Below are 17,045 nucleotides of genomic sequence, written 5' to 3' on the forward strand. Positions count from 1 at the left end.
GTTCCTACTATCTATGAGACAGTACACGGTAACAGGCTAACCCTTACTATTGGCGGGGTCAGAGCTTATAACCACACCAATCTTTATTCAAAGAAAGGCGCGGAGCGGTTTAAAGTGTTTATTGGCTTTACTTGTAAGGTTTGTACAAATCTATGTGTATCTACGGACGGTTATCTTAGTTGCTTGGAAGTTACCAATACAAGGGATTTATATCAAGCGGTATTGGAGATGTTCCACAAATACGATGCAGCCAAACACATACATTTGATGCAATCTTTAGGCAATACCAGTATGACAGAGCATCAGTTCTGCCAACTACTTGGAAGAATGAGACTTTATCAGTCATTACCGCAAGGCTATCAGAAAGATATACCTAAAATGTTGCTTACTGATACACAGGTTAACAATGTGGCTAAAGCGTATATCAATGACGAGAACTTTGGTAGCTTGGGAAATGATTTGTCTATGTGGAAGTTCTACAACTTGCTCACAGGTGCAAATAAGAGTAGCTATATAGATTCATTTTTGGATAGAGCCTATAATGCAACAGAACTTGCAACGGGTATATGTTCCGCTTTACATGGTGATGATAATTATCAGTGGTTTCTTAGTTAGTGGTATTTGAGAATACATAGGATTGTCAAATACAGAAAAAGGACATTTATATAATAAAGTATAGGTGTCCTTTCTTTATTATATCACTTATTAATAATCAAAGATTTATGTTACAAACGTTAGTAGTCGTTACATTTTGGATTATCATGTACTTTATTGCGTGTGCAATCTCACCTATTGTATTCTTCTTGATGATTATTTGGACTATATACAAGATTATTACAATGAAGTAGTACATTAAAATGCAGAAAAAACAAAGAGCATCCATACAGGTGCTCTTTCTATTTATAAACCTCTTAAATATTTGGAATATGGTAATAGAAGGCAGTCGCGAATACAAGGCAGCGCAAGAACTTGAAAGAGCCTTGAACGATTATGGTTGGAATCCTAAAAGGTTTGCTGAAAGTACAAAGTGTTACCACCGTACACTACAGCAGGAATTAATGAAAACCATAGTAGAGATTATTCGTATGGTTGGTAGTAAGGACTATGGTACAGACCTTAGGAATCAGGCATCACACGAACTTTGCAAACGGATAGTTGACAGTGGCGTGTTGGATGAAGCTCACCTACCTTTTATATAGGTTGAATGAAGTAAGGACATTATTTACTTGGTGTCCTTGCTTTATAAAAATGTTCACTTTGTTAATTAGTGAATGTTTAGCTAGTAATCAGTAGGTTAGATATTCCAACTCAAAATTAATATTCACTTTTATTAGTTTCACTATAAAACAGAACGTTATGTCACTTAAATATTCAAGTACAACAGCAGATTATCTGCAATGGAGCGAAGCGATGAACTTAGTAAGAAAGTTGGCAAGGGATAGTAATTATAAGATGTCACTTCTTATCGCTTTGGGTTGCTTCACAGGTCTAAGAATTTCTGATATTCTTGCTTTGAGGTGGAATCAGATATTAGATACGGAAGAATTTACCATTACAGAGATTAAGACAGGGAAGCAAAGGACAATTAGGATTAATATGCAGCTACAGCAACATATTAGAGATTGTTATGAGCATATAAATCCAGTTGGCATAAATGCACCTGTATTGATAAGTCAGAAGGGAACAGTGTACACAGTTCAAAGAATCAATGTCATGCTGAAAGAGATTAAGAAAAAATACAGGCTACAAATAGGCAATTTTTCGTGTCATTCTCTTAGAAAGACCTTTGGCAGACAGGTCTACAACATGAATAACGATAATTCAGAGCTTGCACTTGTTAAGCTCATGGAGCTATTCAATCATTCCAGTGTATCAATTACTAAGAGATACTTGGGATTAAGGCAAGAGGAACTACTTAATACCTATGATTGTCTTAGCTTCTGATAATTGAGATTTGGGACAGGATAAACCAGAGATTTTTTGTTTATGCTCTGAATAGTTCTGTCTCAAATCACAAAAATATGAAGTAGAAATAGCTCTCAACTCTCATTTTAACAGGCAGATTTAATTGTAAAATAAATACCTTTCATTATCTTTGTGGCAATTCCAAGAACTTAGAGAGTTAAGTTGTTGGAAGGACATATTAACGAAAGGTGTTATTGAAATTATCTTCTACATTCAAACTTCGCAACTTTGATATTGGCACGAAGATGATAGCAATAGCACCACATCATTTGATATATACCTATCTTATATGTTATATAAGGTTTATAGATATTATCAGATTGGTGTGGGCTATTGTTTTATCCGTGCCATAGGTAATGCGAAGACCTGAATGTAGGATAAGACAATATAGTTCCCACACCTTTTTGTATTGTATAACAGTCAGCAGGGAACGCTGGCTATAATAAATATTCTATAGACACAAAAAGAAAAACAGTTATTACTTATCAGCACTTAAATGTAGTAGAATCAATGATTTAATATGAAGTGACAGTATTTTGCTGTGAGTTCCCCACTTTATCAATAAACCATTATCTTTAAAGGGAATGAGAAGATTACAAATAACTATGATTACATGGAAAAGAAATTCAAACTAATAATTTCCCCAGAACGGTGTGATGCAGAAGCGTTAGCTCATTTTATAGCAGAGCTTGAAAGGCTTAAATTAGGTGTACTTACAAATGGAGAAATTGTTTACGATGACAAGAATGAAAAAGAAGTCTTTAATTTAATGGAGAAATGTATTTTAAATAAAGAATAACAGATTATGAAAGCATTACATTTTTTATCAATAACCTTATTAAGCATTATCTCATGTATGAGTATCATCGCTTGTAGTAACGATGATAGCGATAAGAAAAATGATGAAGTCGTTACTATTACCCCTTTGGGAAATTCTCAAAGATATTTCGATAATGGGCTAACTTTTACTTCACAATCTGGAAGTGAAAATATAGAATTTACTTGTAATGGAGACTGGAACGTTTCTGTAGCTAATACAATTGGAGGAGAGACATGGTGCACTGTTACTCCTGCAAATGGCAAAGCAGGAGAGGGTGGATTTACTGTGAATGTAGTTGAGAATAAAGGATATGATGATAGAAATGTCACCCTAACTCTCACTGTTGGAAATATAAAGAAAACAATTGTTGTAACTCAAAAGCAAAAGGATGCTATATTGCTGACTGCAAACAAATTTGAGTTAGACAACAAAGGTGGCAAGATTAATTTGGAGGTAAAAACCAATATCAACTATACTGTTACAATAAATGAAACAGACAAAAAGTGGATAAAACAGGTAAGTAGTAATACTAGAGCTTTATCAAGTAGCACGTTAACCTTTAATATATCTCCCAATGAAGAATATGAAAAACGAGAAGGAGTAATTTATATTACAAATGGTGAGCTAACAGAAACTGTGCACGTCTACCAAGCTAGTGGTGGAGTTGTCATGTTGACTAAAAATGAATACTTTATAAGTGATAAGGAGCAAACTATTGCTGTAGACATAAAAAGCAATTTTAATTTTGAGGTTAAAATGCCTAATGTGGATTGGATTTCTATTGCACCTTCAACCAAATCAATGTCCAGTCACACTCTTTATTATATAATCAGTCCAAATGAGGAATATGATAGTCGTGAAAGTGAAATCATTTTTTATGATAAGAGCAATGTCAAACTTGCAGATACATTAAAAATTATACAAGCGCAAAAGGATGCTATTATCATATCTAAGAAAGAATATGAAGTAAACTCAAAAGAAAATACAATCGAATTTGAAGTAAATTCAAATATTGATTTTAAGGTTTCTATTCCCAGTGCTGCAAGTAAATGGATAGAGAATATAACTACTATTCAAACTAGAGGTCTTATTTCTCATAAAGTATATCTAAAAATAAATGAGAATACCTCTACTTATGGACGTTCAGCCAAAGTTGCAATAAAACATACACAGAGTAATGTCACGGACACAGTATTCATTAGTCAATTAGGTGTACCAAGCTTGTCGCCTAGCAGCAAAACATATCATACTTATCCTAAAGGTGGAGAAATCTCCGTTTCCTTGACCACCAATACTAATTATACAGTGGAAATTCTTGGAGATGCAAAAGAATGGATAACTCAACCACAAACAAGAGGCTTTAGAGAAGATATCTTATCTTTCTTTATATCTGAAAACAATGGTGATAAGCGGACTGGAGAAATAAAAATTATTAGTGAAAATGAAGAAACGGAATCAATTATTACAGTTGAACAAGAATCATACATTCATGAAGGAAATATTTCTATTAGGGGAAATCAGAAATTGCAAGAGATAGGGGAAAGAGGATATAAACAAATAAATGGAAATCTTGATATTCTTTGTTTTAATAATAACAAAGAAGATATGATAACCTCTTTAGAGGTTTTAAACTCAATTACACAAATTAATGGAGACTTAATACTTAATAATTGTGATATTGAGAACTTTAATGGACTGAATCAATTGAGAAAAATACAAGGGGATTTTGTGATTGAATCGCTGAATAATTTTAATAGAATAGAGTCTTTTAATGGGCTAGATAATCTTGATGAGATTGGTGGAGATTTTATAATGAAAGACAGATTACCATATAACGGTGAAAAATCTACTGTAAATAGTAATTTTTCACGGCTAAAGGACTTTAAAGGATTAGAAAATCTTAAGAAGATAGGTGGCAATTTCCAACTCATTGGATTAGGATATTTTCGATATCAAAATTCTCCTTATTACTATACTTCGTTTAACGAATTAGAATCATTTGAAGGGTTGGAAAGATTAACTACTATTGGAGGGAGCTTTAAAATTTCTTCTGAAGGAAATGATAAATATGTGACATTTAAGAAACTTTCCTCTTTAAACAATTTAACTAATCTAGCAAGCATAGGTGGTAACTTTGAAATATATGCTCCAGAGTATGAAATTGCTCAATTAAATACAATTGAATTACCTACCCTAAAGCAGATAAATGGTTATATCTATATGAGAAATGGTTTCTATATGGGAAATAAAAATCGGATGAATCTTGTTCTTGAAAATCTTGAAAAATTGGGAGGTTTTGAATGTAAATCCTATACAATCCTCAATGCTCTCAAGTTAAAAAGGATTGATGAAAAATTATATATTGGAGTAACAGCATCAAAAGTTGGGAGTATAAATGCACAAGAAATTCTGAATGGTCTTTCTTCGATTACTTATGTTGGTAAGGATTTAAGAATCGACTGTTCTGGTATAGAATCTTTTGAGCCTCTTGGAAACTTGGAATTTGTGGGAGGAGATTTGATATTTGATATTGGTAGTAGTGAAAGAAATAATTTGCAATCTTTTATAGGATTCGAAAATTTGACTACAATTGGTGGAAGATTAATATGGGGAACAGGGGTGAGTTCTGCTGGTAGTGTTAGCACTTATACCAGTTTTAGTAATATACAATCCTTTCAAGGCTTCAACAATTTATCATCCATTGGTGGCTTTCGAATGAGTATTAACTATGGTGACTTCTCCAAGTTTACATCTTTTGCAGGATTAGAGAATTTGAGACAAATAAAAGGAGATTTCACTATTGAAGTTGAAGATAGTTTTTGGGGATTATCTGATATTAGTGCGTTAACAAATTTAGAAACTGTAGAAGGTAGTGAATTCAAAATAAAAGGGTGTTACAAGCTAGAAGACTTCACTCCTTTGAAGCAAGCATTAACTTCATATCAAGGTACTTTTTCAACATATTCTAATGGTTATAATCCTACCAAGGAACAAATCTTAAATGGAGAAGGTAAACAATAACATGTAATCAAAAAGAAGAAAGGCAGCATTTGAAGTAATTCACTTGCTGCCTTATTTATTACTTCCTTCTCTTCTTAACTAATTTATGCTTATCCTTCTTAGTTGAATTTGAGAATAGTTGTTCTAACATTTCCCTTGTAATAGGTAAGTATGTTACTTCTGTTAATCTAGTCTCTCTAATCTCTTGTGGTAAATAATGAATTGTGTTATTCCTCTTTGGTGTTACTTGCATATTTTTGTAGAAATAAATAGGTTGGTAATTGATTTATCTACGGCAAAGTTATTGATAAGAATCAGGTAAATCTAATACAAGATATATATTTTGGATTATTGGAATATATGTGCGTATATCTTCAAAAGGATTCGATTTGAGGTAGCAAGCAAAGCAATTCTTGTAACTGATTCATACCAGATATTTGTGATTTTATTTTTTGTGCCTGTGAGATATGATGAAACTAAGTCATTGATAAGGTGGTAAGTGAAATTTCATTTACTGCCTTATTTTTTTATCTAATTCTTTCTATCTTTAAGGCATAATTTAAGATTAGAGATATGGAAGATATAAAGCCAATAGATAAGTTTACATTAGACAAATATGTAAAAGAAGAAGATGATTTGCTAGAATATGTAGAAATGTTGGGTTGTAAATGTCACCCTGACTATGATTTCATAAGGGTTAAAAAGGAGATAGAGGATAGAACAGAGACAAATGAAACAGAAGTAGCAACAGAACAACAAGCAACAGAACAACAAGCAGCAGCAGAAGAAGAAGAAGAAACAAAGTACGTATTCATGGGTACAACTGTAACACAAGAATTTAAGAAACGGTACAATGCAAAAGTGCTTAATGCTCGCTATACATTTGAGAAATATATACAGTATAAGGATATACAAAATACTTTGGAAGCACTAAATATAGATAGAGAAAAATTCTGGTATCTATTATTGTTTGTTTCTGATTACATTTATGGAAGTTGTTTGGAAGGAATTAAGGTTAAAGAAACTTCAAGAGTATTAGTGGAGAAACTCATGCAACAGCTTGGGAAGAATATTGGTAATAGTGGCTGTATATTATCTTTTATAAAACCAATGACACTAACATTAAAATTACAGGAAAAACATCGCTCTATAGAAATTGACGACCCTATATCATTAGCTTACATTTATCTTGTATATGAAGCAGGGAAGGACTATTTCAGTAATGATAAGCCAACAAGATTTGATACACAAGGAATAGATAGAAAAGGCAAAGACACAGAATATAAAACTATTCTAGTAGCAATGTTCTATAAATTATTGAAGAGTTTCTTTAAACTATTGCCCAAAACAAATACAAGTAAATCTGCAAAAGCATATAGTACAGTTTCTTTGAATAAGACACTATTAATTTCAAGACTTGTTTATTTGACTAACCTATCCAAAGACAAACGGTATACGGGAGTTGATGAGAAAAATAGCAAGCTGTGTCCTAACTTCATAAAAGACCAGATAAAATCTTACAAAGATTATGAAATTCTTAGAGCTAACAAATTTTATAAATGATTCATCAAGGAGGGGTAAATTTATTGGGCTGTTTTTACCCCTCTTACCACCTCTCAAAACATTGCCTTTATTCATATTTCCATTGTAATTTTGCCACCAGAAAGGAACGAAAGTAGAAATGTTTCTACTGGGCAGTCTGATTTTTAATTATGAATAAAAAAAACGAATTAGCACTTCAAGTTTTAACACTAGCAGTGCTGGCAAGTAAAGGAATCAAGATAGCTAGGCTATCAGGTAATCGTAACTTTGACGAAAAGGTGGTTAAAGCCAAAATGAAGTCCATGAAGGCAAATGGAATGTTAGTTCCCGCTATCATAGTGGATGCAAAGAAAGTTATAGAAGCCGGATTGGAAATTGTAGATTTTGAAACGGGAGAAATCATTAGCGCAGCTGATGCAGCCCGGTACGTTGTGTTAGTGGATGCAAACCACCGTTACAAAGGTCATCTAAATCTTCTGGAAGCTAACAAGGACTTAAAAGATGAAGAGAAGTACAAAGGTGAGTTCTATCTTATCTATGCTTTGAATGAAGAAATTGCAGTCTCGAGAATGTTTTCAGAAATTAACGTCTGTACAAATCCTTGGAAAGGTGGTGATTTCACAAAAGGAGCTAAAATGGTATGTAAAGAACCGCTTCCAGTATTAGACTTCATAGAGAAGCTTACAGATGAAGGCTACCCGTTACCAACAGCTTCCAAATGGGCTACTTTCAAAGGCGACATTACTAAAAAGATTATGGCAGATGCAATGGCGGGTAAGATAAGTGACAAATTACGGAAAACTAATGGTCTGAAAAGGGGTGAGAGATTATTAAAAGCGGCATCCGAACACCTCTCTAAAGAGGTTCTTAAAAGTCGAACTCTCATTGATTGGGCTATCAAGGAATACGAAGAAGCAGATGATGAACAAAAAGTTAGTGTGATTAACAGTCTGGTTGGCTTCTTTTCAAGTTTGAACAAAGAGAAAGCAGAGCAGATAGAGAAAGCCAAAGGGCAGCGAGGTGGTGATACCAAAGAGACCATTATAAATCGTCTTCTTAACAATTTCTACGAGCAGTTCACACAATCTCAAAGCACTTCTACTGATGAGTAAAATTAAAAGCCAGTTATCGAGATGATAGCTGGCTTTTGTTTTTTTCCAGTTTAGTAATTTACAAATTTAGCTAATTAATATAATCCTAGTAAATTCTTTCCTAAAATTATCGATGAATAGGGGTAAAAAATATATCTTTGTAGTGGTTTGAATGAGAAATTTAGCACGATATTTAATAACCAACTTTCTAACATCCTGATATTCAAGTAGAGTAATAAAGATAGGAACTTTCTGCATAAAAACACGAGAAGTGTGCAAATAATAGACAGAAATGACAAAAAATACACGTAATCTATCAATTAGTCCACATCCTCTTGGAGTTTGCCACCTATCTTTGCAATCGATAATTAAGAGGTTTTTTCATAATATTTATTTAAGGTTAGAATTAGGTTAACATGAATTTGTCTTATTCCTCTCCTGCAGGCTGCCTGCGACAGATCGCCTGCGGAAGGACATAAGAATTATGAAATCTCCCTCATTAATCATCACCCAACTACCAAGAAAAACAATAGATGTATAACCCTATAGAAATAAGTTACTAAATGAACACATTGACAAAAAGACTCTTCTGGATGGCCCTATGCTGTTTACCGTTTATCTCATCGGGATGTAAACAAAGCAAGGCTGTCGTAAAAGAGAGCTCCATCAGTGACGCTCTTTACCAGAATCTACCTTTTGAAATGCCCAAAGTACAGCAACCGGTTTTTCCTGCTTACGAGGTAAACATTGAGAAATTCGGAGCCAAAGGCGATGGTCTGTTCCTGAATACAAAAGCAATCAACGATGCTATTAAAGAGGTGAATCAGCACGGAGGGGGTAAAGTGATTATCCCGGAAGGTATCTGGTTGACAGGACCTATCGAACTGTTGAGCAACGTGAATTTATATACGGAACAGAATGCATTGGTACTCTTTACCGGTGATTTTGAGGCATATCCTATCATTGCCACTTCTTTTGAAGGATTGGAAACCCGTCGTTGCCAATCGCCTATTTCCGCACGCAATGCAGAAAATATCGCTATCACAGGATACGGCACATTTGACGGAAACGGCGACTGCTGGCGTCCGGTAAAAAAAGGCAAACTGACTGCTTCACAATGGAAAAAGCTGGTAAATTCAGGAGGTGTTCTTGATGAAAAACAAGAGATATGGTACCCCACGGCCGGTTCACTGAAAGGGGCAATGGCTTGTAAAGATTTCAATGTACCCGAAGGTATCAATACAGACGAAGAATGGGCTGAAATCCGTCCGTGGTTGCGTCCGGTATTGTTAAGCATTGTCCAAAGCAAGAAAGTGCTGCTGGAAGGTGTTACTTTCAAAAACTCACCAAGCTGGTGTCTGCACCCCTTGTCCTGCGAAGATTTCACAGTAAATAATATCATGGTCATCAATCCTTGGTATTCCCAGAATGGTGACGCCATCGACCTGGAATCTTGCAAGAATGCGTTGATTATTAATAGTGTATTCGATGCGGGAGATGATGCGATCTGTATCAAATCCGGTAAAGATGAAGACGGCCGCCGTCGCGGTGAACCTTGCCAGAACGTTATCGTGAAAAATAATACAGTACTGCACGGACACGGTGGATTCGTAGTAGGTAGTGAAATGTCGGGTGGCGTGAAGAATATCTATGTGGAAGACTGTACATTTATGGGCACAGACGTAGGTTTGCGCTTCAAGAGCACTCGCGGACGTGGCGGTGTGGTAGAAAACATCTACATTAATAATATCAACATGATTAACATTCCGAACGAACCGCTGTTGTTCGACTTGTTCTACGGTGGAAAAGGTGCCGGCGAAGAATCGGAAGAGGATTTGCTGAACCGCATGAAGACAAGTATTCCTCCGGTAACGGAAGAAACACCTGCTTTCCGCAATATTCATATCTCTAATATTGTTTGCAGAGGTTCGGGACGTGCCATGTTCTTCAATGGTTTGCCGGAAATGCCGATCAGCAATATTACCGTTAAGAATGTCGTGATGACGGAAGCTACGGATGGCGTTGTTATCAGTCAGGTTGACGGAGTTACTTTGGAGAATGTATATGTAGAGTCTTCCAAAGGCAACAATATATTAAATGTCAAAAATGCTAAGAATCTGACCGTAGACGGGAAGGTTTATGAAGAACTGGGAGCAAAAGAAGAAATTTTAAGTCTCAAATAAGGTTCATTACATAGAAAACCACAATATCATTATATAGAGTAAAAAGCTCAAATAGCAGACTATAATCTTTTCAAAAGATAGACAGTCTGCTATTTTTTTCTGTTACTTTTGCAAGGAGAAATACGACGTATAATTTCAGCCTTAGAAAATCATGAAGAAGAATCTTTTTATTTTTACTTTCCTTTTAGGAGTTTTCAGTCTGTCTGCCCAGGCGCAGAAACAGGAGAAAACCATCACAGTTGAAGTACAAAACAACTGGAATCAAGCCAAAGCGGATGCTCCGGTTGTTATCAATCTGCATGAGTTGCACGCTGGCTTCAAAGTAAAATCCGCCGTTGTCATGGAAGGAACAAAGGAAATACCTTCGCAGCTGGACGATTTGAACAGAGACCGCAAGATGGACGAACTGGCCTTTGTGACCGACCTTCCTGCTCACGGCAGAAAAAGATTCCAGGTTACACTCTCTTCGGAGAAAAGCGCGAAGACTTATCCGGAAAGGGTTTATGCCGATATGTTTATAGTAGACAACCGAAAAGGCAAACATCAACGGGTGCAGGCCATCACCGTTCCCGGTACTAGCAATATATACAGCATGGTACGTCCGCACGGTCCGGTTCTGGAATCGGAGTTGGTGGGCTATCGTCTTTATTTCAATGAGAAACAGACACCGGATATTTACGGCAAATTCAACAAAGGACTGGAGATCAAAGAATCACAGTTCTACCCGACGGATGAGCAGTTAGCTAAAGGATTCGGAGACGACGTACTTCGTGTGTTCGACAGCTGCGGACCGGGCGCATTGAAAGGTTGGGATGGACAAAAAGCGACGCATATCACTCCGGTGGACACTCGCACAGAACGTATCATCTCTTATGGACCGGTGCGGGTGATTGCAGAAATTGAAGTGACCGGATGGAAATATCAGGATCAAGAACTGGATATGATGACACGCTACACGCTTTATGCCGGACATCGCGATCTTCATATCGAAACATTCTTTGATGAACCGCTCAATAAAGAAGTATTCTGCACAGGTGTGCAAGACATCGTAGGTACTTCCAAATCTTTCTCCGATCATAAAGGGCTCGTAGGAAGTTGGGGAACAGACTGGCCGGTCAACGACACCGTGAAATATGCCAAAGAAACTGTAGGGCTGGGCACTTGTATCCCTCAACGTTATGTGAAATCGGAAGAAAAGGATAAAGCCAATTTCCTTTATACCATCACCGCTCCGGGAAATAAATATTTCCAGTATCACACTACTTTCACTTCGATGAAAGAGACATTCGGATATAAAACACCGGAAGCATGGTTTGCTCATCTCCGCGAATGGAAAGAAGAGCTGGCTCATCCGGTGACAGTGAGAATAAAAGATAACCGCACCAATAAATAGGGTAGAAACAAATACAACTAAACAAAAATTACGAGGTATCTACCAATTTTTCTATGACTCTGCACAAATATTCCTCCTTGTGCAGAGTCTTTTTATTTACCTTTGCCATCGGATTAAACCAACGAATCATATCTATAAAATAATCTATCTATAACATGAAACGATTGACACAGACTTTAGCCTTTTGCTTATTAACGGTTTTTACCGCAGTAGCACAGAAGAACTATGTATCTGAAGTATGGGTTTCCGACCTCGGAAACGGTAAATACAAAAATCCGGTGCTTTATGCCGACTACTCCGATCCGGACGCTTGTCGCGTAGGAGATGATTTCTATATGACTTCATCCAGTTTCAACTGTTTGCCGGGACTGCAAATCCTTCATTCCAAAGATTTAGTCAACTGGACAATCATCGGTGCCGCAGTTCCCAATGCCCTCTCTCCTATTGAAACTCCGGAACGGCCGGAACACGGCAATCGTGTCTGGGCTCCGGCTATCCGTCACCACAACGGTGAGTTCTATATCTTTTGGGGAGATCCCGATCAGGGAGCTTTTATGGTGAAAGCCAAAGATCCGAAAGGTCCGTGGAGCGAACCGGTCTTGGTGAAAGCAGGAAAAGGCATCATTGACACTTGTCCGTTTTGGGATGAAGACGGGAAAGTATATATGGTACACGCATACGCAGGAAGCCGTGCCGGACTGAAAAGTGTAATCACTATCTGCGAACTGAATGCGGAAGCAAATGCAGCGATCACCCCTTCTCGTATTATCTTCGACGGTCACGAAGCACATCAAACTTGCGAAGGTCCTAAAATGTATAAGAGAAACGACTATTATTATATCTTCCATCCGGCCGGTGGTGTACCGACAGGTTGGCAGGTCGTACTACGTTCTAAAAACATCTACGGTCCTTACGAATGGAAAACAGTACTTGCGCAAGGCAACTCTCCGGTCAACGGTCCTCACCAGGGTGCATGGGTAGATACTCCTACCGGAGAAGACTGGTTCCTCCACTTTCAGGATGTCGGCGCTTACGGACGTATTATGCATCTCCAACCGATGAAGTGGGTGAACGACTGGCCTGTGATCGGTATCGATAAAGACGGTGACGGCTGTGGTGAACCTGTCTTGACTTACAAGAAGCCGAATGTAGGTCAGACATATCCTATCTGCACTCCGCAGGAAAGTGACGAATTCGACAGATATACACTTTCTCCGCAATGGCAATGGCACGCTAACATCAATGAGAAATGGGCCTATTACGCAGGCGACAAGAGTTATGTGAGGTTATATTCTTATCCGGTTTTAAAAGAATATAAGAATTTGTGGGATGTAGCCAACCTGCTCCTGCAAAAAACTCCTTCTGATAATTTCACCGCAACAATGAAACTTACGTTCAGCCCTAACCCTAAACTTAAAGGTGAACGCACCGGACTTGTTGTTATGGGCAGGGATTATGCCGGAATCATTCTGGAAAATACAGATAAAGGTTTGATCTTATCTCAAGTTGAATGTAAAAGAGCGGATAAAGGAAAACCGGAACAGGCAAATGCTTCTGTTGATCTTTCTCAAAATACAGTTTACCTGAAAGTTCGTTTCAGTTGTGATGGCAAGAAAATCAAGGGTAGCGAAGGCGGACATGACCTCATTGTGATGTGCAACTTCAGCTATAGCCTCGATGGAAAGAAGTATGAATCATTGGGTAATCCTTTCCAGGCAAAAGAAGGACAATGGATCGGCGCTAAGGTCGGTATGTTCTGCACACGTCCTGCCATCGTTACTAACGACGGAGGATGGACAGATGTAGACTGGTTCCGTATCACCAAGAAGTAAGCAGCTTTATTCTGAACAAGCATAGTTAATGAGGATGTCAAAAGTCTCCAACAACTGTCTTTTAGGCACAGATTACACGGTTTTAGCTAATTTAAGAACCGTGAAATCCGTGCCTAAATAATTTCATATTTATAGACTGTTTTTACTTTCAAGGCACCCTCGTTTCATTTTAATCCATTTTTTATTTCTACCTTTGCATCTAAAAGATAGTCTATATAGGATAAACAATAAACCAAAAACTCAATGAAGAAACTAGTTATATTCGATCTGGATGGAACATTGCTGAATACCATCGCCGACCTTGCCCACAGTACAAATTACGCTTTAAATAAATTAGGCTATCCTACACACGAAATAGAAAAGTATAATTTCATGGTAGGAAACGGCATCAACAAACTCTTTGAACGTGCATTACCCGAAGGGGAAAAGACGGAAGAAAATGTGCTCCGCGTTCGCAACGAGTTTATTCCTTATTATGATATTCACAATGCAGACGATAGTTGTCCCTATCCGGGTATTTCAGCGTTATTGTCGTATCTGCAATCCGCAGGTATTCAGATTGCCGTAGCTTCCAACAAATATCAGGCTGCTACCGAGAAACTCGTTGCTCATTATTTCCCGGAAATCCGCTTTACTGCTGTTTTCGGGCAGCGGGAAGGAGTGAATGTCAAGCCCGACCCGACAGTCGTTCTTGATATATTAAAACTTGCCAATGTACGAAAAGAAGATGTTCTTTATGTAGGCGATTCCGGTGTAGATATGCAAACAGCAGCCAATGCCGGTGTAACCGCTTGCGGAGTGACATGGGGATTTCGACCGCGCACAGAACTGGAAGAATTTGCGCCTCAATACATCACGGAGACTGCAGAAGAGATAAAACGCCTCATCTCGGCTGATAAAGTCTAATATTACATATTTTCCGTACAAATTTCAAAGTAATCAACCTTTTCAGGTAGTTACAAGCTAGTAGACAAGTGATTATAAACGCTGTTTCATTCCATGCAGACAAGAGATTATTCTCATCCCTATGAGAAAAGATTCTCATACCAATGGAAATATATTCTCATAGGTATGAGTATTTTTTCTCATAGGGATAAGTACAGTTGAGAATAAATAAATCTATCTATTGTTTACTGCTTGTTCCAATTGTTTCAATGCTTGTTCCAGCACCGCACGCGGACAAGCAATGTTCAATCGCATAAACCCTTTCCCCTCCTTGCCAAATGTTGTTCCGTCATTCAATGCCAGATGAGCATCTTCTACGAAAAGGCGGTTCAGTTCTTTCTGATCGAGTCCCAACTCACGACAATCCAGGAAAATAAGATAAGAGGCTTGCGGACGAATCATTTTAATGGCGGGAATATACTCCTTCAAATAAGTTTCCGTGAAGTCTACATTTCCTTTAATATAGGCTACCACTTGATCCAGCCATTCCGTTCCATGACTGTAAGCAGCCGCTACACTAAGGTAAGCAAACAGGTGCCCTTCACTAAATTCACTTGCTTCCATATAGGTTTGGAAACGATGGCGAAGTTCGTCATTTTCTATGATTGCATAAGAACTGGCCAGCCCCGGCATATTGAATGCTTTGCTCGGAGACATAAAGACAAGTGAATTCATCCGTGCTTTTTCCGAAATCAAAGCAAAAGTAGGATGTTTATAAGGTGGTAAGGTCAAGTCGGCATGAATCTCGTCCGAGATCACCAGAGTACCGCTTTCATAACAGATATCAGCTATTTGAGAAAGTTCCTCTTTTGTCCATACGCGTCCGCCCGGGTTATGGGGATTACTTAAAATCAATAATTTGCATCCTTGTACATCCCGGCGAAAACGGTCAAAGTCGATATAATACTGTCCATCTTTCAGTACCAATGGGCTGTATACTACTTCACGCTCATTCTTCTGTGTTACCAAAAAGAAAGGATGATAAACAGGAGGCATGACCATTACTTTATCACCTTTTTGCGTAAAACATTGAATAACGAAAGCCAATCCGCGGACAATACCGGGAGTGAAAGTCAACATCTCTTCACGGATCGTCCAGCCATGACGCTCTTTCACCCAGTTAACAATAGACTCCGACCATTCTTTGCAAGCAAAAGTATATCCGAGCACTTCATGTTCCAGCCGTTTTCTCAAAGCCTCTATTACAAAAGGAGCCGTACGGAAATCCATATCAGCTACCCACATTGGAATCAAGTCATTGCGTCCCCAACGGCTTTCTACAGCATCCCATTTTACGGAATCTGTACCGTTACGGTTTATTATTTCATCAAAATTATAGTTCATACTGCATAATGTTTTTATGTTATGTGAGACAAAAGTAGTACATTTGTACTCAATTCAAAAAGGAATTTATGACGAAAGCTTTATTTTTTGATATAGACGGAACGCTGGTCAGTTTTGAAACTCACCGTATACCGTCTTCTACCATCGAGGTGTTGGAAGCTGCCCACGCAAAAGGGCTGAAGATATTTATTGCTACCGGACGCCCGAAAGCCATTATCAACAACCTTTCCGAATTGCAGGACCGGAACCTTATCGATGGATATATAACCATGAACGGAGCCTATTGTTTTGTCGGTGAACAGGTTATTTATAAAAGTGCCATACCACAGGAAGAAGTGAAAGCAATGGCAGCTTTTTGCGAGAAGAAAGGTGTTCCCTGCATTTTCGTAGAGGAACATCATATTTCTGTCTGCCAACCTGATGATATGGTGAAAAAGATATTCTACGATTTTCTGCATGTGAATGTAATTCCTACTGTATCTTTTGAAGAAGCAACAAGCAAGGAAATTATACAGATGACTCCTTTTATCACAGAGGAAGAAGAAAAAGAAATCCGTCCGTCTATCCCCACCTGCGAAATCGGACGCTGGTATCCCTCATTCGCAGACATAACAGCCAAAGGAGACACCAAGCAGAAAGGTATTGATGAAATCATCCGTTACTTCGGCATAAAGCTGGAAGAAACAATGGCATTCGGAGATGGAGGAAATGATATCACTATGCTTCGCCACGCAGCTATCGGAGTTGCTATGGGACAGGCTAAGGAAGACGTGAAAGCCGCTGCCGATTACGTTACGGCTCCCATTGACGAGGACGGAATAAGTAAGGCAATGAAACATTTTGGAATTATTTAATAATGTGCCGATTTACCAATACGCCAAAAAACTATTATCCTGCGATTTCATGACACAACGTATTGGCAAATTAGCA

The 17,045-nt window shown here is 37.8% G+C and carries 13 protein-coding genes; 12 read left to right on the forward strand and 1 reads right to left on the reverse strand.

What is annotated here, in order from left to right; all coding sequences use genetic code 11:
* The 11 genes from DW862_RS01430 to DW862_RS01480 all read left to right on the forward strand — a co-directional run.
* Nucleotides 1–615 (forward strand): DUF3871 family protein (locus DW862_RS01430; protein ID WP_120067155.1); only part of this gene is annotated, 615 nt, incomplete at its 5' end.
* 311 nt (nt 616–926) lie between these two features.
* A complete protein-coding gene (locus DW862_RS01435; protein WP_120067239.1) occupies nt 927–1,199 on the forward strand; it encodes a hypothetical protein in 273 nt (90 codons plus the stop codon).
* Between the two features lie 157 nt (nt 1,200–1,356).
* The gene (locus tag DW862_RS01440; protein WP_087306250.1) at nt 1,357–1,944 is read left to right on the forward strand and encodes a tyrosine-type recombinase/integrase; all 588 of its coding nucleotides are present in this window, start codon (nt 1,357–1,359) and stop codon (nt 1,942–1,944) included.
* Between the two features lie 634 nt (nt 1,945–2,578).
* Nucleotides 2,579–2,764 (forward strand): hypothetical protein, encoded by a 186-nt coding sequence (locus tag DW862_RS01445; RefSeq protein WP_004321167.1) that lies wholly within the window; start codon nt 2,579–2,581, stop codon nt 2,762–2,764.
* 6 nt (nt 2,765–2,770) lie between these two features.
* On the forward strand, nt 2,771–5,806 hold the full coding sequence (locus DW862_RS01450) for a BACON domain-containing protein (RefSeq protein ID WP_087306248.1): 3,036 nt from the start codon (nt 2,771–2,773) through the stop codon (nt 5,804–5,806).
* 552 nt (nt 5,807–6,358) lie between these two features.
* Nucleotides 6,359–7,348 (forward strand): hypothetical protein, encoded by a 990-nt coding sequence (locus DW862_RS01455; protein ID WP_087306246.1) that lies wholly within the window; start codon nt 6,359–6,361, stop codon nt 7,346–7,348.
* A 149-nt stretch (nt 7,349–7,497) separates the two neighbouring features.
* Nucleotides 7,498–8,439: a hypothetical protein gene (locus DW862_RS01460; RefSeq protein WP_087306244.1), complete on the forward strand. Its 942-nt coding sequence runs from the start codon at nt 7,498–7,500 to the stop codon at nt 8,437–8,439.
* Between the two features lie 542 nt (nt 8,440–8,981).
* Nucleotides 8,982–10,601 carry a glycoside hydrolase family 28 protein gene (locus DW862_RS01465; protein ID WP_120067156.1) on the forward strand — a complete coding sequence of 540 codons (1,620 nt, stop codon included), beginning with the start codon at nt 8,982–8,984 and terminating at the stop codon, nt 10,599–10,601.
* 151 nt (nt 10,602–10,752) lie between these two features.
* Nucleotides 10,753–11,994, forward strand: a complete 1,242-nt coding sequence (locus tag DW862_RS01470) for a DUF4861 domain-containing protein (protein WP_120067157.1) — start codon at nt 10,753–10,755, stop codon at nt 11,992–11,994.
* Between the two features lie 155 nt (nt 11,995–12,149).
* On the forward strand, nt 12,150–13,826 hold the full coding sequence (locus DW862_RS01475) for a glycoside hydrolase 43 family protein (RefSeq protein WP_120067158.1): 1,677 nt from the start codon (nt 12,150–12,152) through the stop codon (nt 13,824–13,826).
* Nucleotides 13,827–14,069: 243 nt separating this feature from the next.
* Nucleotides 14,070–14,732 carry an HAD family hydrolase gene (locus tag DW862_RS01480; RefSeq protein ID WP_117683313.1) on the forward strand — a complete coding sequence of 221 codons (663 nt, stop codon included), beginning with the start codon at nt 14,070–14,072 and terminating at the stop codon, nt 14,730–14,732.
* A 213-nt stretch (nt 14,733–14,945) separates the two neighbouring features.
* On the opposite strand, the gene DW862_RS01485 is transcribed toward DW862_RS01480, so the two are convergent.
* A complete protein-coding gene (locus tag DW862_RS01485) occupies nt 14,946–16,115 on the reverse strand; it encodes a MalY/PatB family protein (RefSeq protein ID WP_120067159.1) in 1,170 nt (389 codons plus the stop codon).
* A gap of 68 nt (nt 16,116–16,183) precedes the next feature.
* Between DW862_RS01485 and DW862_RS01490 the strand changes: the two genes are divergently transcribed.
* Nucleotides 16,184–16,969, forward strand: coding sequence for a Cof-type HAD-IIB family hydrolase (locus DW862_RS01490; RefSeq protein ID WP_120067160.1), 786 nt, complete (start codon nt 16,184–16,186; stop codon nt 16,967–16,969).
* The last annotated feature ends 76 nt before the right edge of the window (nt 16,970–17,045 follow it).

It is taken from the genome of Bacteroides sp. AM37-9 (genome assembly GCF_003603455.1).
Lineage (GTDB): Bacteria > Bacteroidota > Bacteroidia > Bacteroidales > Bacteroidaceae > Bacteroides > Bacteroides xylanisolvens.